Source organism: Microbacterium testaceum (assembly GCF_020781835.1).
Taxonomy (GTDB): domain Bacteria; phylum Actinomycetota; class Actinomycetes; order Actinomycetales; family Microbacteriaceae; genus Microbacterium; species Microbacterium testaceum_H.
This window is the reverse complement of the sequence record NZ_JAJGNJ010000009.1, coordinates 103,500-120,298: the sequence shown is the minus strand read 5'-3', so window position 1 is coordinate 120,298 and position 16,799 is coordinate 103,500. Positions and strand designations below refer to the sequence as shown.

At 71.6% G+C, this 16,799-nt stretch carries 17 protein-coding genes and 1 tRNA gene; 11 read left to right on the top strand and 7 right to left on the bottom strand.

Translation table 11 applies throughout. The features are described from left to right. The first annotated feature begins 159 nt into the window (after nt 1-159). The gene (locus tag LL239_RS13785; protein ID WP_267189255.1) at nt 160-1,179 is read left to right on the top strand and encodes a LacI family DNA-binding transcriptional regulator; all 1,020 of its coding nucleotides are present in this window, start codon (nt 160-162) and stop codon (nt 1,177-1,179) included. Here the strand turns inward: LL239_RS13785 and LL239_RS13780 are convergent. The 3 genes from LL239_RS13780 to LL239_RS13770 are packed head-to-tail and all read right to left on the bottom strand — an operon-like array spanning nt 1,176 to nt 2,459. Continuing rightward, nucleotides 1,176-1,313 (bottom strand): hypothetical protein, encoded by a 138-nt coding sequence (locus LL239_RS13780; protein WP_228164014.1) that lies wholly within the window; start codon nt 1,311-1,313, stop codon nt 1,176-1,178. The two genes, LL239_RS13785 and LL239_RS13780, sit on opposite strands and share 4 nt — an antisense overlap. Next, on the bottom strand, nt 1,310-1,951 hold the full coding sequence (locus LL239_RS13775) for a dihydrofolate reductase family protein (protein ID WP_228164013.1): 642 nt from the start codon (nt 1,949-1,951) through the stop codon (nt 1,310-1,312). Before LL239_RS13775 ends, LL239_RS13780 begins: the two co-directional genes overlap by 4 nt. Before the next feature lie 19 nt (nt 1,952-1,970). Continuing rightward, nucleotides 1,971-2,459, bottom strand: coding sequence for a YajQ family cyclic di-GMP-binding protein (locus LL239_RS13770; protein ID WP_228164012.1), 489 nt, complete (start codon nt 2,457-2,459; stop codon nt 1,971-1,973). A gap of 68 nt (nt 2,460-2,527) precedes the next feature. Here LL239_RS13770 and LL239_RS13765 point away from each other — a divergent pair, with 68 nt between their 5' ends. From LL239_RS13765 to LL239_RS13755, 3 genes are all read left to right on the top strand, one after another. Then, entirely contained in the window at nt 2,528-3,028 is a 501-nt protein-coding gene (locus tag LL239_RS13765; RefSeq protein WP_228164011.1) for an FBP domain-containing protein, read from the top strand. Further along, nucleotides 3,025-3,906, top strand: a complete 882-nt coding sequence (locus tag LL239_RS13760) for a PfkB family carbohydrate kinase (protein WP_228164010.1) — start codon at nt 3,025-3,027, stop codon at nt 3,904-3,906. The genes LL239_RS13765 and LL239_RS13760 overlap by 4 nt, the downstream gene beginning before the upstream one ends. Nucleotides 3,907-3,997: 91 nt before the next feature. After that, nucleotides 3,998-4,082: transfer RNA gene (locus tag LL239_RS13755), tRNA-Tyr, on the top strand. Here LL239_RS13755 and aztA read toward each other — a convergent pair. Next, on the bottom strand, nt 4,070-4,798 hold the full coding sequence (gene aztA, locus LL239_RS13750; protein WP_228164009.1) for a zinc ABC transporter ATP-binding protein AztA: 729 nt from the start codon (nt 4,796-4,798) through the stop codon (nt 4,070-4,072). The two genes, LL239_RS13755 and aztA, sit on opposite strands and share 13 nt — an antisense overlap. A 55-nt stretch (nt 4,799-4,853) precedes the next feature. Here aztA and aztB point away from each other — a divergent pair, with 55 nt between their 5' ends. The 4 genes from aztB to aztD are packed head-to-tail and all read left to right on the top strand — an operon-like array spanning nt 4,854 to nt 9,086. Further along, on the top strand, nt 4,854-5,708 hold the full coding sequence (gene aztB / locus LL239_RS13745; protein WP_228164008.1) for a zinc ABC transporter permease AztB: 855 nt from the start codon (nt 4,854-4,856) through the stop codon (nt 5,706-5,708). Nucleotides 5,709-5,722: 14 nt separating this feature from the next. After that, nucleotides 5,723-6,928, top strand: coding sequence for an ABC transporter (locus LL239_RS13740; RefSeq protein ID WP_228164007.1), 1,206 nt, complete (start codon nt 5,723-5,725; stop codon nt 6,926-6,928). Between the two features lies 1 nt (nt 6,929). Beyond that, on the top strand, nt 6,930-7,838 hold the full coding sequence (aztC, locus tag LL239_RS13735) for a zinc ABC transporter substrate-binding protein AztC (protein WP_228164006.1): 909 nt from the start codon (nt 6,930-6,932) through the stop codon (nt 7,836-7,838). Nucleotides 7,839-7,874: 36 nt separating this feature from the next. After that, nucleotides 7,875-9,086, top strand: coding sequence for a zinc metallochaperone AztD (gene aztD, locus LL239_RS13730; RefSeq protein ID WP_228164005.1), 1,212 nt, complete (start codon nt 7,875-7,877; stop codon nt 9,084-9,086). 149 nt (nt 9,087-9,235) lie between these two features. On the opposite strand, the gene LL239_RS13725 is transcribed toward aztD, so the two are convergent. Then, nucleotides 9,236-9,613, bottom strand: coding sequence for a DUF7882 family protein (locus LL239_RS13725; RefSeq protein WP_228164004.1), 378 nt, complete (start codon nt 9,611-9,613; stop codon nt 9,236-9,238). A gap of 85 nt (nt 9,614-9,698) precedes the next feature. Here LL239_RS13725 and LL239_RS13720 point away from each other — a divergent pair, with 85 nt between their 5' ends. Then, nucleotides 9,699-10,127 (top strand): MarR family winged helix-turn-helix transcriptional regulator, encoded by a 429-nt coding sequence (locus tag LL239_RS13720; RefSeq protein ID WP_228164003.1) that lies wholly within the window; start codon nt 9,699-9,701, stop codon nt 10,125-10,127. Here the strand turns inward: LL239_RS13720 and LL239_RS13715 are convergent. After that, entirely contained in the window at nt 10,099-11,013 is a 915-nt protein-coding gene (locus LL239_RS13715; protein ID WP_228164002.1) for a LysR family transcriptional regulator, read from the bottom strand. The genes LL239_RS13720 and LL239_RS13715 overlap by 29 nt on opposite strands. A gap of 100 nt (nt 11,014-11,113) precedes the next feature. Between LL239_RS13715 and LL239_RS13710 the strand changes: the two genes are divergently transcribed. After that, nucleotides 11,114-14,548: a bifunctional proline dehydrogenase/L-glutamate gamma-semialdehyde dehydrogenase gene (locus tag LL239_RS13710; protein WP_228164001.1), complete on the top strand. Its 3,435-nt coding sequence runs from the start codon at nt 11,114-11,116 to the stop codon at nt 14,546-14,548. A 7-nt stretch (nt 14,549-14,555) separates the two neighbouring features. On the opposite strand, the gene LL239_RS13705 is transcribed toward LL239_RS13710, so the two are convergent. Further along, a complete protein-coding gene (locus LL239_RS13705; protein WP_228164000.1) occupies nt 14,556-15,242 on the bottom strand; it encodes a pyridoxamine 5'-phosphate oxidase family protein in 687 nt (228 codons plus the stop codon). An 82-nt stretch (nt 15,243-15,324) separates the two neighbouring features. Here LL239_RS13705 and pdxR point away from each other — a divergent pair, with 82 nt between their 5' ends. Next, nucleotides 15,325-16,779, top strand: a complete 1,455-nt coding sequence (gene pdxR, locus LL239_RS13700) for a MocR-like pyridoxine biosynthesis transcription factor PdxR (protein WP_228163999.1) — start codon at nt 15,325-15,327, stop codon at nt 16,777-16,779. The last annotated feature ends 20 nt before the right edge of the window (nt 16,780-16,799 follow it).

Sequence of the window (16,799 nt, the reverse complement as noted above, 5' to 3'; positions counted from 1 at the left end):
CGTCGTCTCCTTCGTCTCTTCGTCGAGCGTTCTCCGGATGGGAACGTTTGCGGGAACGATCGCAAGTGTGCGGTCGATCGGCGGCGCATGTCAAGACTTTTCTCGGATCGTTCCCGGGAAGGATTGCATCGGACGGGTATCGTGACGGGGGGAGGGCCCATGGTCGACATCGATTCCGCGGCGCGGCACGTGGTCACGCTCAAGGACGTCGCTGTGGCATCCGGGGTCAGCATCTCCACCGTCAGCCGCGTGCTCGACGATCGGACCCCGCGCTCGCGATCCGCGACCGCCGAACGCGTGCGCGCGGTCGCCGACGAGTTGGGCTACCGGCGCAACGTGTCGGCCTCGAGCCTGCGCCGGGGGGCCACCGGCACCATCGGTGTCCTCGTGCCCCGTCTGACGGATGCCGTGATGGCGCTGATGTTCGAGGCGATCGAGCGTGCGGCGCACCGACGCGGGTACTTCGCCGTGGTCGCGACGTGCGGTGACGACGCCGACGAGGAGCGCCGCGCCACCGAGACGCTCCTCGGTCGCGGCGTCGACGGCCTGGTCCTCGCGACGGCGCGTCTCGACGACGCCCTGCCCGCCTCTCTGCGCGAGCGCGGGATCGCGCACGTGCTCGCGCTGCGATCGGATGGGGTGAGTCCGTCGTCACTGGGCGATGACGAGACCGGCGGATACCTCGCCGTGCGCCACCTGCTCGACCTCGGTCACCGCGACATCGGCGTCATCACCGGCCCGTGGTTCACCTCGAGCGGGCGCGACCGCCGAGCGGGGGCCGAACGCGCGCTGCGGGAAGCCGGCGTCGCCCTGCGCGACGGGCGGATCCTCGCCGTCGGCTACGGCCTCGATCACGGCATCGAGGCGGCGCGGAAGCTCTTGGGCGGGCCCGACCGCCCCACCGCCGTCTTCGCCGCCAACGACAACCTCGCGGTCGGGGTGTCGACGGTGGCGCAGTCGATGGGCCTGGATGCCGGTCCCGACCTGTCGATCGTCGGATACAACGACATCCCGCTCGTCTCGCGTCTTCCGGTGCCCCTGACCTCGGTGCGCACGCACTTCGATCGGATCGCCGAGGTCGCGCTGGACATGCTGTGGGATGCCGACGCGGCGGCGCGCATCGAGCGCACGATGCCGACGCTCATCCCGCGGGCCTCGACGGCCCCACCGCGCCTCTAGCCGGGCTCGGTCGTCCGGATCAGTCCACAGCTCACGCAGGACCACGCCACGAGGAAGCGTTCGTCGTCGAGCACCTCGAACCGCAGCGGATCGCCGCACGTCGGGCACCGTGGCAGAGCGTCGGGCGTCGTCACCGCTCGAAGGTCACGTGGACGACGCCGCTCTCGGCGACCTCCGACGTGACGCGGTAGTGGGCGTGGAGGTGGGTGAGGTCATCCCAGAGCCGGGTACCGCGCCCCAGGATCACCGGCCGGACGGCGACATGCAACCGGTCGACGAGACCGGCCGCGAGGGCGGATCGCACGGTCGCGACGCCCCCGCCGACGCGGACGTCGGCGCCGCCGGACAGCTCGCCCGCCCGACGCACGGCATCCTCGATGCCCGTCGAGACGAACTCGAACCGGGTGCCGTTGGCGAAGGCGATCGGCGCGCGTTCGCTGTGCGTCAGCACGAGGACGGGCACGCGGAACGGCGGGTCGTCTCCCCACCACCCGCGCCAGTCGGGATCGTCGGGGAACGCGTGGATGCCGAACATCCCGGCCCCCATCACCTCCGCGCCGATCCCGTCGAAGTACGCCGCGGCGTAGCGGTCGTCGACACCGGTGGTGCCGGAGCCGGAGAAATCGCCGAACACGCGCTCGCGGAACGTCCGCGTCGCCATGTAATCCTCGACGAGCAGTCCCCAGTCGGCACCCATCGGGTTCTGCGGGGAGGGGTCGGCCGGGGCGGCGACGCCGTCCAGCGAGATGTTCAAATCGACGCGAACGGCCATGGCATTCCCTCGAAGGTGGTTACCGGTAGTTCACGAACTGCAGGTCGACGTCGAGGTCGGCGGCCTTGAGCAGGCGCTGCACCTCCTGCAGGTCGTCGCGCGACTTCGACTGCACGCGCAGCTCGTCGCCCTGGATCTGGGACTTCACGCTCTTGGGGCCTTCGTCGCGGATGATCTTGCCGATCTTCTTGGCGTTCTCCTGCGAGATGCCTTCCTTCAGCGTCGAGGTGATGCGGTATTCCTTGCCGCTGGCGGTCGCCTCGCCGGACTCGAGGCTCTTCAAAGAGATGCCGCGCTTGATCAGCTTCGTCTGGAACACGTCGAGGACGGCCTTCGCGCGCTCCTCGGAGTTGGCCTTGATGAGGATCGCCTCGCCGCTCCACTCGATGGAGGCGTCGGCGCCTTTGAAGTCGTAGCGCTGCTCGACCTCTTTGCGCGCCTGGTTGAGAGCGTTGTCGGCTTCCTGGCGGTCGATCTTGGAGACGATGTCGAATGAGCTGTCGGCCATTCGGCGATTCTACCGACCGTCGCCGACTCCGGCCCGGTGCGGGGTGCGCGCTCGTAGACTCGGATGCCATGCGAGCACTCACCGAGAACGAGGTGCGCGACGCGTTCGTCAACGCCGCACCGGACGAGCTGCGGGTCGTGGCTCTGCCGCACGACTTCCTGCTGACCGACTGGGATCACCTCGACTTCTTCGCGTGGCGCGACCCTCGCACCCGCGGACGTGGATACCTCGTGACCGAGCGCGACGGAGAACCGACCGGGGTGGTGCTGCGGGTCGCCGACGGGCAGTCGCGGGCGCGGTCGGCGATGTGCAACCTGTGCCACACGATGCAGCCGGGCGATCAGGTGGCGCTGTTCACGGCGCGCAAAGCGGGGGCCGCGGGGGAGCACGGCGATACGGTCGGCACGTACATGTGCGCCGACCTGTCGTGCCACGAGAACGTGCGCCTGGCGATGCCGCTGGCGCCGAGCGAGATCCGCGGGAGTGTGGACATGAAGATCGACGGCACCAAGCGCCGCACCGAGGCGTTCGTCGAGCGCGTGCTCGAGACGGCCGGGGTCGAACGGTGAGCGGCCGCGTCGTCGTCATCGGCGACGCCCTGATCGATGAGCTGCGCGACGACGCCGGCGTGCGCGAGTTCGTCGGCGGCGCGGCCCTGAACGTCGCCGTCGGCCTCTCGCGCTTGGGCGTGCCCGCTTCCCTCATCGCGATGGTCGGTGACGACGCCGCGGGGGAGCAGATCCGCGCCTATCTCGCCGAGTACGACGTCGAGCTGTTCGCGAGTCCCTCCGAGCATGGATCCTCGCGCGCGGTCAGCACGCGCTCCGCCGGCGGCGAGCCGGAGTACGTCTTCAACGACGCCGCGCAGAACCGGCGCGTCCACTACGGCGACGCGGAGCGGGCGGCGCTGGCCGATGCCGCCATGGTCGTGGTGAGCTGCTTCCCCTTCGACGACGCGGAGCAGACCGACGCTCTCGTGGATGCCGTGGCCTCGGCGTCGGCGTCACTCGCGATCGACCCGAACCCCCGCGCGGGCATGCTGCACGACCGTGACGAGTTCGTCCGCGGCTTCGAGAAGGCAGCCGCTCGGGCGCAGCTGGTGAAGGTCGGCGAGGATGACGCGCAGCTGCTGTACGGCGGCCCGCTCGAGGATCTGCGCGAGAAGCTGACGGGCCTGGGCGTGGATGCCGTGCTCGCGACCTACGGTGCCGGGGGAGCTGCGATCGACGCGGGCGGGATGACGCTCTCGCGCGGGATCGCAGACCTGCCGGGCCCCATCGTGGACACGATGGGCGGCGGCGACGCGATGCTCTCGACCACCGTCGCGCTCGTGCGCGGCGGCCTGCCCGAAGACGAGGCATCCTGGGGCTTCGTCCTGGACCGCGCGATGGAAGTGGCCGCCGCGACATGCCGCAGCGAGGGAGCGCTCCTGCGCATCCCGGAGTGACCCCGCCCCGTGTTGGAAGCATGCCCTCGGGGAGGGTAAGGTAGGTGATCGCGCCTCCGGTCGACTGTGAAAGCCGGGCGGGTGCGCACCTGGCGAGTTACCCAAGCGGCCAAAGGGATCTGACTGTAAATCAGACTGCATTGCATTCGGGGGTTCGAATCCCTCACTCGCCACCACGAACACCAGCGAAAGCCTCGGGAGACCGGGGCTTTTCGCTTTCCCTGCTGCGTTCTCCGCCACGTTCCCGCCCGATGATCCGTCCGGCATCCATCCGGACGACGACGTCGGCCTCCGCGATGAGCCGGTCGTCGTGGCTCACGCAGACCACGGCGGTGCCGCGCGCCGTCTCGTCGGCGATCGCCCGGCGGATGAGCTCGGCGCTCATGGCATCCAGGGCCGTCGTCGGTTCGTCGAGCAGCAGCAGGTCGGCACCGCGTGCGAGACCCTGCGCGAGCAGCGCGCGCTGACGCTGGCCGCCCGAGAGCGCGGCGAACGGTCGGCGATGCAGGGCCGCCATGCCGATGCGGCGGAGAGCCTCGTCGACGGCGGCTCGGGCCGCGCGATCGAGGCGGCGCACCGCTCCGACGCGTCCCCATGCCCCGACCGTCACGACATCGCGCACGGTGAGCGGAAGGCGCTCCGTGACCGCGGCGCGCTGCGGCACGAAGGCGCGCGCTCGCGCGTCGACGCGAATCGAGCCCGCGGTGGGCGTGCGCGCCCCCGCGAGCACCTCGATCAGCGTCGACTTCCCGGAGCCGTTCGCTCCCACCAGCACCGTCAGGGCGTTCCGGGTGACGTCGAGGTCCACTCCGTCGACGGCGCGTGCGTCGCCGATGTCCACGCGGATGCCGCGGAGCGCGGCGACGGGGGAGGAGGGGGTGGTCGGGGGCATGGCGTCCATTCTATGAATTTGAGAACCATTCTCAATATGGATACCGTCGTGCCTCGTGTCCTGGTTCACCGATCCCTTCTCGCTCGAGTTCGTGCAGCGTGCGCTGGCGGGTGGGGTTCTGGTGGCCCTGCTGTGCGCGGTCGCCGGCACCTGGGTGATCGTGCGGGGGATGGCCTTCCTCGGCGAAGCCCTCGCCCACGGGATGCTCCCCGGTGTGGCACTGGCCACGTTGCTGGGGCTGCCCGTGCTTCTCGGCGCCGCCGCGAGCGCGGTCGTGATGAGCCTGGGCATCGGCGTCCTACAGCGGCGCGCGCGGCTGTCGTACGACACGAGCATCGGGATGCTGTTCGTCGGGATGCTGGCGCTCGGGGTCATCGTGATCTCGCACGCCGGCAGCTTCGCGACGGATGCCACGGCGATCCTGTTCGGCGACATCCTGGCGATCGGCGGCGACGACCTCGTCGTGCTCCTCGTCGCCGCGGGGGTCGGCGTCGTCGCGGCGGTGGTGTTCCACCGATCGCTCGTGGCTCTCGCCGTGGATGAGCGCATCGCCCGCGTCCTGCGGCTCGCCCCGCGGGTCGCGCAGATCGTGCTGGTGGGGCTGGTCACCCTCGCGGTCGTGGCGTCGTACCAGGCCGTGGGGTCTCTGCTCGTGGTCGGTCTGCTCGTGGCTCCCGCCGTCGCCGCACGGCAGTGGACCGCGCGGATCCCCACCACCATGGCGCTCGCCGCCGTCATCGGTGCCGCTGCCGTGTGGGCGGGACTCCTCGTCTCGTGGCATGCCGCCACCGCGGCGGGCGCCACCATCGCCGCCACCGCGATCGCCGCCGCCGGCGTGTCCTGGGCACTCCGCGCGTCCGTCGACGCCGCCCGGCGACGCGCGGTCGCCCCCGATCCCGTTCCCGTCTGACGCAGAAAGACCTCATGCTCCACCGTTCCTCCCCCCGTCTGTTCGCCCTCTCCGTCGTGGTCGCCGTCGCGCTCACCGGGTGCGCCGCGACCGGTTCGGCGCCCCCGCCGTCCCCCGACACCCACGGCGCGATCGACGGGGCCGCCGAGCTCGCCGAACCGGCGCTCGGCCTCACCTCGATCGACGCCGACGGCCGGGTGTCGCACCTCGACCTCCTCGACGAGACGACGGTCGACCTCGGGACGGTCCGCGCTCCTCTCGCCGTCCACAGCGACGGTCGCTACCTCTTCGCGATCGACGAGATCGGCGTCTCGGTCGTCGACAGCGGGGTGTGGACGTGGGATCACGTCGACCACTTCCACTACTACCGCGCCGAGGCGCGCGTCCTCGGCGACGTGGACGGCGCAGGCGCAGCGGTCGTCGCGACCTCGAACTCGTCGACCACCGGCGGAACGGGCGTGTTCTTCCCCGAGTCCGGGGACGCCGTGCTGCTGGACACCGAGGCACTCTCGAAGGGCCGGGTCGTGGAGTCCTTCCGTCTTTCACGCGAACCCGGACCCGGCATGGTCGTGCCCGCCGGATCGTTCGCAGCGGTCGCCGCGGGCGACGAAGTGACGCTGCACACGGCGGACGGCGCCACCACGGGTGAGCCGGTCGCGTGCGAGGCCGCCGCTGGGACCCTCACCACCCGCGTCGGGGCGATCATCGGATGCCAGGACGGCGCGCTCCTGATCCGCGTCGAGGACGAGCAGCCCATCGTCGAACGCATCCCTTATCCGGACGGCGTGACCGCGCCGCGGGCGACGGCCTTCGCCAACCGTGAGGGACGTCCTCGCGTCGCCGCCCTCGCCGGCGACGCCGGCATCTGGATGCTCGACACCCGGGCCCGCTCCTGGACCCTCCTGCCCGTGCCCGAGCCCGTCGTGCAGGTGACCGCCGTCGACGATGCCGACGCGACCGTGCTCGCCCTCACCCCCGACGGTCGCGTGCTGGTGCTCGACGGCGAGACGGGCGCCCAGCGGGCGGCATCCGTCCCCCTTGTGGAGGCCAGTCTCGCCGCCGGCCACACCGTGACCCTCGTGGCGGACCAGCAGCGCGCCTACCTCAACGGTCCGGCGGAGCGACGGCTGTGGGAGATCGACTTCGCCGACGACGCGCGCGTCGCTCGCGACTTCGAAACCGCCTCCGCGCCGCTGTTCTTCGCCGAGACGGGGCGCTGACATGAAGGTTCTCCGTCTCGCCGCCGCCCTGCTGCTCACCGGGGGACTGCTGACGGCGTGCGCCCCGGGTGCGAGCGAGCGTCCGCTCGTCGTGGTGTCGACGAACATCCTCGGTGACGTCGTCTCGAATCTCGTCGGCGACGACATCGAGGTGATCACCCTCATGCGCCCGGGCGCCGATCCGCACTCGTTCGAGATCTCGGCGTCCGAAGCGGCCCGCCTGCGTGCGGCCGACCTCGTCGTGTCGAACGGTCTCGGGCTCGAGGAGGGGCTCCAGCAGCACCTCGACGCCGCGGCCGACGCCGGTGTGGCGACCTTCGTCGCCGGCGACGCGGTCGATGTGCTGCCCTACACCTCGACCGACGCCGGTGGCGCGGACGACCCCCACTTCTGGACGGACCCCGCGCAGACCATCGCCGTCGTCGACGCGCTCGTCCCCGTCCTCGAGGGGATGGCGGGAGTGGATGCCGCCGCAGTCGCCACCCGCGCGGCCGACTACCGCGAGGCGCTCGAGGTCCTGGACGCCGACATGACGACCGCCTTCGCGGCCATCCCGGAGGCGCAGCGCGCCCTGGTCACGAACCACCACGTGTTCGGCTATCTGGCCGACCGGTTCGGATTCCGCGTCGTGGGTGCCGTCATCCCGGGCGGGACGACCCTTGCCGCCCCGAGCGCGAGCGACCTCGCCGACCTGGTGTCCGCGATCGACGAGGCGGGCGTGCGCACGATCTTCGCCGAGTCGTCGCAACCGGACCGCCTGATGAAGGCGCTCGCCGAGGAGGCGGATGTCGAGGTCACGGTGACCGAGCTCTTCACGGAGTCGTTGACGGATGTTGCCGGGGGAGCCCCCGACTACCTGACCATGATGCGCGTCAACACGGAGCGCATCGCCACCGGCCTGTCGCCCTGAGCTTCCGGCCGCACCAGAAGAAGAAAGAGGAATCACATGCGCACCCTTTCCCTCCGTCACGCGGGCGTGCTCGCGCTCGCGGTCGGTGCCGTCGTCGGACTCACCGCCTGCTCCGGTGGCGCGGGCGGTGGATCGGCCGTCCCCGTCCCCGGCTCGTCGGCTACGGCAGGTGAGACCGGCACACGTGTGGCGCTGTCGTACGCCGGCGGCATCATCGTGCTCGACGGCGAGACCCTCGAGGTCGTCGGCGACGTCGACTCCGAGGAGTTCACGCGGTTGAACCCCGCCGGCGACGGCCGGCACGTCATGGTGACCACCAGCGCCGGCTTCCAGGTGCTGGATGCCGGTACCGCCGAGGACGCCCCCGTCCTCACCGATCTGGTCTTCCCGGCCGAGAAGGCGGGACACGTCGTGGTGCACGGCGGCAAGACCGTGCTGTACGCCGACGGCACGAGCGACACCACCGTGTTCGACACCGACGCCCTGCTGGCATCCGCGGACGAGCTCCCCCCGACGGAGACGATCCCCGGCGTCGAGGCGCACCACGGCGTCTCGATCGTGCTCGAGGACGGCTCCTTCGTCACGACCGTGGGCAACGCCGACGGACGCACGGGCATCGTCGTGAAGGATCCGTCGGGCGCGACCATCGCCGAGAGCGCCGACTGCCCCGGCGTCCACGGTGAGGGCACCGCTCAGGACGAGGTCGTGGTCTTCGGGTGCGAGAACGGCGCGCTGATCTTCGACGACGGCGAGATCACCAAGCTCGACGCCCCCGATCAGCCCTACGGCCGCACCGGAAACCTGTTCGTCAGCGAGACGAGCCCCCTGGTGATCGGCGACTACAAGGACGACCGGGATGCCGAGGGATACCTGCTGAACCGCGTGGCGCTCATCGACACCGCGGCCAAGACGCAGACCGTCGTCGACATGCCCGACGGCGCCGAGTACACCTTCCGCGACCTCGCGCGCGGCCCCGGTGACCTCGGCTACATCCTCGCCTCCGACGGGGCGATCCACGTCTTCGACCCCGAGGCCGGGGCCTTCACGGATGCCTTCCCCGTGATCGACCCCTGGGAGGGGCCAGTCGAGTGGCAGGACCCCCACCCCGCGATCAAGGTCAGCGGCGATATCGCCTACGTGACCGAGCCCGCGAAGAACGCGGTGCACGCGGTCGATCTCACCAGCGGGCGCGTGCTGACGAGCGCGGAACTGGAGGTCACGCCCAACGAGATCGCGCTGACCCGCTGATCCCCGGACTACACGGCGGGGGAGCCTCGATCCCTCGGGGCTCCCCCGCCGCATCGGTCCTCCGCAGCGCCCGTGACGTCGTCTCGAGCGCCGTGCCCGTGCGGTTACCCGGCGAGGTGGGGCATGCTCTGCGTCGCCCGCCGGACAGGCTATGCGGCGCGCGCCGACCCAGCCGGCCCCACCGAAGGGGTGCGCGGGGCGGCAGGGGACGAGACGGCGCGCTCGTCGTCCTCCCAGCTGCGCAGGTCGACCACGAGGCCCGCTGAGGCGCTCGCCTGCTCGGCGAGGACTCGCAGATACTCGCTCGCGAGCTGATCGGCCTCGGTCGCGTCGAACACGAAGCGCAGCGGGATCGAGGGGTGCAGCCAGATGGCAGAACGTCCGCTCGTGTCGGGGTCTCCGACCCAGGTGAGGGTGAAAGACTCGCCGCGCCGGAGCTTCGTGGCGGTGATCACCTTGACGTAGGCCAACAGCCGGTCGGGGAAGGTGACCGGAGCGACATCGGTGCCGTAATAGAGCAGGGCCATGGGCCCGAAGGTAGCACTATCTAATTCAGTTAAATAGTGCTGTGAGATATTTACGGCATTAACCAGCGGTCGCTAGGGTGGAGCCATGTCCCCGCGCCCCGCCCTCTCCCTGGCGCTCGACGCCTTCGTCGAGGCTCGGCGCTCCGCGGAGGCGGCCGCGCGCGCCGAGCTGCGGCTCAACGAGACCGAGGTGCGCGCCCTGCGGCGTATCCGCGACCGGCCCGGCATCCGCCCCTCGGAGTTGCGAGAACACCTCGGCGTGACGTCGGCCGGAGTGACCACGCTCGTGGATCGGCTCGTCGAGCGGGATCTGCTGCGTCGCGAACTCGACACCGAGGACCGCCGGGCGAACCACATCTACCTCGAGATCGACCTCGAGGCGGTGCCGTGGTCGGAACTGGACCGCTTCGCCCGCGACGTCGATCGTGCGGTCGACGCAGAGACCGCGGCGACCACGGATGGCTTCGCCGACGCGCTCCAGCGCATCATCCGCGCGACGCTGACTCCGCGCTGATCCCCGGCACGCGGTCGAACGCCGCGTGCAGGGCCGCCCGCACCGCGCGGATGCCCGGCCGGTCCGCCGTGCCCCGGCGCACCGCGGTGAAGATCTCGCGGCGAGGCCGTTCGGGGAGGTCGATCGCCCGGGTGGCGGGTTCGTCGCCCCCGAAGACGAGCGCGGGGATCATCCCGACGGCGTGACCGGAGGCCACGAGGCGCACGTGCGCGGTCAGGTCGGCCAGCTCGAACCGAACGTCGGGCTCGAACCCGGCGGCGCGGCACTGCTGCGTCGCCCAGTGGCGCGCGGCGGTCCCCTCCGGCTCCATCACCCACGCGCGATCGCGCAGGTCGGCCAGCGACGCGGCGGGGTCGCCGTGCGCCACGGCGAGGCGGATGGCATCCCGCCCCAGTGTCCGTCGCTCCAGCAGTGCTCGCTGCTCGCGCGTGTGCCCGGGGTACTGCTCGGCCACAGCCAGGTCGAAGCCGCGGGCGGCGACCTCGAACAAGCTTTCCTCCGGAGCCAGCTCGGCGATCTCGACGCGGAGCCCCGGCTCGGTCGCGGCGAGCACGTCGAGCGCGCGAGGCACGAGCCCGTGCGCTGCGGACTGCATCACGGCCAGGCGCACGGGTGCCAGCGACGGCTGTAGCGACTCGATCTCGGCCCGCGCGGCCTCGTCGGCGGCGAGCATGCGCGCCGCGTGGGCGGCCAGGGCCTCGCCCTGCGCGGTGAGGCGGACGCGCCGTCCGTCGGGCTCGAGGAGCGCGACACCGGCCTCGCGTTCGAGCTGCGCGAGCTGCTGCGAGATCGTCGAAGGGCTGAAGGAGAGCGCGTCGGCGACCGACGCCAGGGTGCCGCGCATCGACAGTTCGTGCAGCAGCCGGAGACGGCGCAGGTCGAACATGATCTTCCCTTCGACATCACCGAACAATACTGTTCGCAAATCATCGCTTTTCTCGATCGTACGTCGGCCGCACACTGAGGGCATCCGAGGAAGGATCCCCATGTCGCTCACCGAAGTCACGCCCACGGAGATCGCTCCGGCCGACCTGGCAGCCGACGCCGTGGCCCTGGTTCGCCGCTGGCTCGCCGACAGCCGTTCCGAGCCCGTCGACGCGGCCGCCACCCGGCTCGCCGGTGTGCTGCGGGATCCGAACGGGCTCGCTTTCACGGTGGGGTTCGTCGACGGCGTCGTTCGGCCCGAAGACCTGCGGGTCGCCGCGGCCAACCTCGCCCGACTCGCCCCGCTGGTCCCCGACTTCCTGCCCCTTCACCTGAAGGCCGCGATCCGGCTCGGAGCGCTGACGGCGCCGGTCCTGCCGCGAGTCGTGGTGCCCGCCGCGCGCACGGCGCTGCGCTCGATGGTGCGTCACCTCATCGTCGATGCGAGCGACCGCCGTCTCGGCGACGCCATCGCCGCGATCCGCGGTCGCGGAGACGGCATCCGGCTCAACGTCAATCTGCTCGGCGAGGCGATCCTCGGCAAGAAGGAGGCCGCGAGGCGACTCGAGGGCACCCGGCGACTTCTCGCCCGCGACGACGTCGACTACGTCTCGATCAAGGTGTCCTCGACCGTCGCGCCGCACACCCCGTGGGCCTTCGAAGCCGCGGTCGCCGACGCCGTCTCGGCCCTGCGTCCGCTCTACCGTGTGGCGAAGGAGACCGGGACCTTCCTCAACCTCGACATGGAGGAGTTCAAGGACCTCGACCTGACCCTCGCGGTCTTCGAGACGCTCCTCGGCGAGTCGGAGTTCCACGACGTGGAGGCCGGAATCGTCCTGCAGGCGTACCTTCCGGACGCCCTGGCCGCCATGATCCGCCTGCAGGAGTGGGCCGCCGCGCGGGTGGCATCCGGTGGTGCTCCGATCAAGGTGCGGGTCGTCAAGGGTGCGAACCTGCCGATGGAACGCGTGGATGCCGACGTGCACGACTGGCCTCTCGCGACGTGGCCGTCGAAGCAGGCGACGGATGCCTCGTACAAGGCGGTGCTCGACTACGCCCTCCGTCCCGAGCGCACCGCGCACGTGCGCATCGGCGTCGCCGGTCACAACCTCTTCGACGTGGCGCTGGCGTGGCTCCTCGCGGAGCGCCGCGGGGTGACCGGCGGCATCGACGTGGAGATGCTGCTGGGCATGGCCACCGCGCAGCAGGCCGTCGTGCGGCGCACGGTGGGCTCGATCCTGCTGTACACGCCGGTGGTGCACCCGCAGGAGTTCGACGTCGCGATCGCCTATCTCATCCGTCGTCTCGAGGAGGGTGCCTCGAGCGAGAACTTCATGTCGGCCGTGTTCGACCTCGGCACCCACGAGGCGCTGTTCGCCCGGGAGTGCGACCGCTTCCTCGCCTCGCTCGCCGACATGCCGACCGGCGTCCCCACGTCGCACCGCGTGCAGGATCGCACCTCGGCGCCCGCGCAGGCGCCCCGCACGGGCTTCCGCAACACCCCGGACTCCGACCCCGCCATCGCGGCGAACCGGGAGTGGGCCGCGGGGATCGTGTCACGCATGTCGTCCTCGCGCCTCGGTGCCGACACGATCGCCGCGCACACCGTCGCGGACGAGGCGGTGCTCGACGAACGCATCCGGGATGCCGCGGGTGCCGCCGCCGCGTGGCGCGATCTCGGCGCCGACGCGCGTGCCGAGATCCTGCACCGGGCCGGCGACGTGCTGGAGGCCCGCCGTGCCGACCTCATCGAGGTCATGGGCTCCGAGTGCGGCAAGGTCGTCGAGCAGAGCGACCCCGAGGTGTCGGAGGCCATCGACTTCGCGCACTATTACGCCGAGCAGGCGCGCCGCCTCGACCGCGTCGACGGCGCCCGTTTCACTCCCGTGGGGCTCACCGTGGTGACCCCGCCGTGGAACTTCCCCGTGGCGATCCCGGCCGGCTCGACCCTCGCCGCCCTCGCCGCCGGCTCTGCCGTGGTCATCAAACCGGCCGCACTCGCCGAGCGCTCCGGCGCGGTCATGGTCGAAGCCCTGTGGGAGGCGGGTGTCCCTCGGGACGTGCTGACACTCGTGCAGGTCTCGGAGAAGGACCTGGGCCGGCAGCTGCTCACCCACCCGGACGTGGAGCGGGTCGTGCTCACCGGAGCGTATGAGACGGCGGAGCTGTTCCGCTCGTTCCGCCCCGACTTGCCGCTGCTGGCCGAGACGAGCGGCAAGAACGCCGTCATCGTGACCCCGAGCGCCGACCTGGACCTCGCCGCGAAGGACGTCGCGCTGTCGGCGTTCGGGCACGCCGGCCAGAAGTGCTCGGCGGCCTCGCTCGTCGTGCTCGTGGGGTCGGTCGCGACCTCGCGCCGCTTCCGCGACCAGCTCGTCGACGCGGTCACCTCGCTGGAGGTCGGGATGCCGTGGGACGATGCGGCGCGCGTCGGACCGCTCATCGAGCCCGCGCAGGGGAAGCTGCTGCGCGCGCTGACGACGCTCGAGCCGGGTCAGCGCTGGGTCGTCGAGCCGCGCCGTCTGGACGATGACGGACGACTGTGGCGTCCCGGCATCCGTGAGGGCGTGCAACCGGGCAGCGAGTTCCACCGCACCGAATACTTCGGTCCCGTTCTCGGCATCATGACGGCCGACACCCTCGACGAGGCGATCGAGGCCGTGAACGCGATCGAGTATGGCCTCACGTCGGGTCTCCACGCGCTCGACGACGCCGAGATCCAACGGTGGCTGGCGCGCATCGAGGCCGGCAACGTCTACGTCAATCGCGGCACGACCGGCGCCATCGTGCAGCGACAGCCGTTCGGCGGATGGAAGAAGTCCGCCGTGGGCGCGGGAACCAAGGCCGGCGGACCGCACTACCTCTTCGGGTTCGGCTCGTGGACGGATGCCGAGCCGTCGGCGCCCCGGGGAACGGACGCGCTCGCCGGACCCGCGACGGCAGCGGTCCCCGCCGCGGATCGCGAGTGGGTGGCGTCCGCTCTGGCATCCGATGCCGCCGCGTGGGGGGCGCAGTTCGCCCAGGCCCGCGATGTCACGGGGCTGGAGTCGGAGCAGAACGTGCTGCGGTACGCACCCGTGCCGGTGACGGTGCGCCTGGAGGACGCGCGCGACGCGGACCTCGTGCGCGTTGTCGCCGCCGGAGTGCGCGTCGGGTCGACGCTCACCGTGAGCAGCGGCCGGGCGTTGACGCCCGCGGTGCGGGCGTGGCTCGAGGGCTCGGGGGTTCCGTACGAGATCGAGGACGCGCCGGCGTGGGCGCGACGGGCGGCGCGGCTGGCGCGCACCGGCGGTCGGGTGCGTCTGCTCGGGGGCTCGCCGCAACGGTTCGCCGAGGACACTTCGGGGTCACCCGCCGTCGCTCTCTACGCGGACGCGCCGACGCGCGCCGGCGAGGTGGAGCTGCTGCCGTTCCTGCGCGAGCAGGCGGTGTCCATCACCGCGCACCGTTTCGGCACGCCGCGACGGTACGCCGTGCCGCCGCTCGTCACGCCCTGACCTCGGCCTAGGTCGTGCCGCCGACCGCGACCCGCTCGGCGGCGCGACGGACCGACGGGGGGATCGCCGTCCCCGGCATGGTCTGTGCGGAGGTGACCGGATCGCCGGCGACGACCCGGAGGGGGAGCGTGCCGGCCCATACGGCGCGGTCCTCGCCGTCGTCGTCCTCCTCGACGAGCGAGGTGGCGTTGTCCTTCACGCTGGCCTCGGTCAACGGCAGACGAAGCACGAGGGTCGCGGCGAGCTCCCGCGTCGTCATGGGGCGTACTTCGGCCCCGCGGCCCGGCATGAGGCGCTCCGACAGATTCAGGAGCGCACGTTCCTTCTCCTCGGGAGGGACCACGGATGCCACTGCGTGCACGACCGCGCAGCGGTAGCGCATGGAACTGTCGAACAGCGAACGGGCGTACTTCAGCCCGAGCAGGTGCGTGACGGTGAGGCAGACCGGCGCGCCGGCGGCGATCCGCCGGAAGAAGTCACTGCCGGTGGAGCCGTGGACGAGGACGTCGTCGCCGTCGCGACCGATCCCGACGGGTAGGGCGACCGGTCGGCCGTCGCGCACGATCGCGAGGGTTCCCGCGAGCGCGCCGTCGATGATGTCGTAGAGCGCGGCGCGATCGGTGACCTGGTGGTGGGGCAGGCGGCGGACGGTGGTGAGCGGGGTGAGGGGCAAGGTGCGGGACAAGTCGGCCATGCCTCGATTGGCGTCGTTCCAGCGGACCGTTCCCTAGGCCGATTCTCGGTGATTCGACTGGACCAGTGCGAGACTGGCGGCCGTGATCTCATCCGGCATCCTGGATCGTTCGTCGCCCGTTCCCCTGCACGTACAGCTCACGCAGGGGCTGCGTGCCGCGATCGTCGAGGGGCGGCTCGCCGCGGGGGAGACCCTCCCCTCGTCGCGATCGCTCGCCGAAGACCTGGGCGTCGCGCGCGGCACCGTGGTCGCTGCCTTCGAGACCCTCACCGGTGAGGGGTACCTCGTGGCGCGGCCCGGCGCGCGGACGACGGTCGCCGTCATCCCGTCGCACCCGACCGCGACCGTGGACGCGTCGAGCCCCCAGGTTTCCCCCCGCGCCCCTGTGATCGATCTGCGACCGGGACGGCCCGGTACCCGGGGACTCTCCGACGCGGCGTGGCGGTCGGCCTGGAGGCGGGCGAGCGCCTTCGATCCGGCGCCCGACGTCGACGACGAGATGGGGCTGCCCGCTCTGCGCGAGGAGATCGCGAGACATCTCGCACGCACCCGGGGGCTCTCCGTCGATCCGAGCGAGGTGATCGTCACCGCGGGGACGAGCGACGCCCTGCTCTTGGCGGCGCTGGCGCTCCCGATGCGCGGGCCCGGCCGGTTCGGGGTCGAGAACCCGGGGTATCCACGCGTGCGCACGGTCCTGGCGCGGGCCGGTGTCGAGGCCGTTCCCTTGCCGGTGACCCTCGACGGAGGCCTCGACCTGGATGCCGTCGAGCAGCATCGGGACCTGGACGCCGTCGTCGTCACGCCGCACCATCACTACCCGCTCGGCAGCCGGATGGATGCCACGGCGCGTGCGCGCCTGACCGCCTGGGCGCGTGACACCGGCACGGTGGTCATCGAGGACGACTATGACAGCGAGTTCCCCCACGGGCGGGCACCGCTGCCACCCCTGCGGTTCCTCGACCCGCAGGGGGTCGTACTCATCGGCAGCGTGTCGAAGCTGCTGAGCCCCGCCCTGCGCTGCGGGTGGATGATCGCTTCGGGGGCGGCGCACGGCCGCCTCGCGGCGGCACGGGCAGACCTCGACCTGCCCGTCTCGGGGGTCTTGCAGCACGCGATCGCGTCGTACCTGGCGAACGGCTCGCTCGCGCGGCACACCGCTCGTCGGCGTCGCGACTACCGCCACCGTCGGCGGCTCGTCCTGGAGGCCCTGCAGCCGGTCACGGGTGTCGAGCTCGCGGCGGTGAACGGTGGACTGCATGCCGTGGTCCTCCTCGGTGGATCGGCGGCGGATGACGGGCGTGGTGGGTCGACGTTGTCCGCCGCGGCGGCGGTGGGGGAGGAGGACGCCGTGGTTGCCGCGATCGCGGAGCGGGGAGTCCTCGTCTCCGGGCTGTCGGGCTACGCCGTCCCCGGCGCCCCGGCGGACCTGCCCGCCGGCGTCGTTCTGGGGTACGCCGAGCCGACGACGCCGCACCTCGTGGAAGCGCTCGCCGTCGTGGCGGATGTTCTGCGCGCGCGGCGCCCTGGGCAGAGGTAACCGCCTCGTCGGGTGATCGT

Excerpts from the sequence above, each read along its gene's own strand:
- LL239_RS13770 (WP_228164012.1), bottom strand. The coding sequence starts at position 2,459 with ATGGCCGACAGCTCATTCGACATCGTCTCCAAGATCGACCGCCAGGAA.
- LL239_RS13765 (WP_228164011.1), top strand. The coding sequence starts at position 2,528 with ATGCGAGCACTCACCGAGAACGAGGTGCGCGACGCGTTCGTCAACGCC.
- aztD (WP_228164005.1), top strand. The coding sequence starts at position 7,875 with ATGCGCACCCTTTCCCTCCGTCACGCGGGCGTGCTCGCGCTCGCGGTC.
- LL239_RS13705 (WP_228164000.1), bottom strand. The coding sequence starts at position 15,242 with ATGGCCGACTTGTCCCGCACCTTGCCCCTCACCCCGCTCACCACCGTC.
- LL239_RS13775 (WP_228164013.1), bottom strand. The coding sequence starts at position 1,951 with ATGGCCGTTCGCGTCGATTTGAACATCTCGCTGGACGGCGTCGCCGCC.
- LL239_RS13785 (WP_267189255.1), top strand. The coding sequence starts at position 160 with ATGGTCGACATCGATTCCGCGGCGCGGCACGTGGTCACGCTCAAGGAC.
- aztC (WP_228164006.1), top strand. The coding sequence starts at position 6,930 with ATGAAGGTTCTCCGTCTCGCCGCCGCCCTGCTGCTCACCGGGGGACTG.
- aztA (WP_228164009.1), bottom strand. The coding sequence starts at position 4,798 with ATGCCCCCGACCACCCCCTCCTCCCCCGTCGCCGCGCTCCGCGGCATC.
- LL239_RS13720 (WP_228164003.1), top strand. The coding sequence starts at position 9,699 with ATGTCCCCGCGCCCCGCCCTCTCCCTGGCGCTCGACGCCTTCGTCGAG.
- LL239_RS13740 (WP_228164007.1), top strand. The coding sequence starts at position 5,723 with ATGCTCCACCGTTCCTCCCCCCGTCTGTTCGCCCTCTCCGTCGTGGTC.
- LL239_RS13715 (WP_228164002.1), bottom strand. The coding sequence starts at position 11,013 with ATGTTCGACCTGCGCCGTCTCCGGCTGCTGCACGAACTGTCGATGCGC.
- LL239_RS13710 (WP_228164001.1), top strand. The coding sequence starts at position 11,114 with ATGTCGCTCACCGAAGTCACGCCCACGGAGATCGCTCCGGCCGACCTG.
- LL239_RS13725 (WP_228164004.1), bottom strand. The coding sequence starts at position 9,613 with ATGGCCCTGCTCTATTACGGCACCGATGTCGCTCCGGTCACCTTCCCC.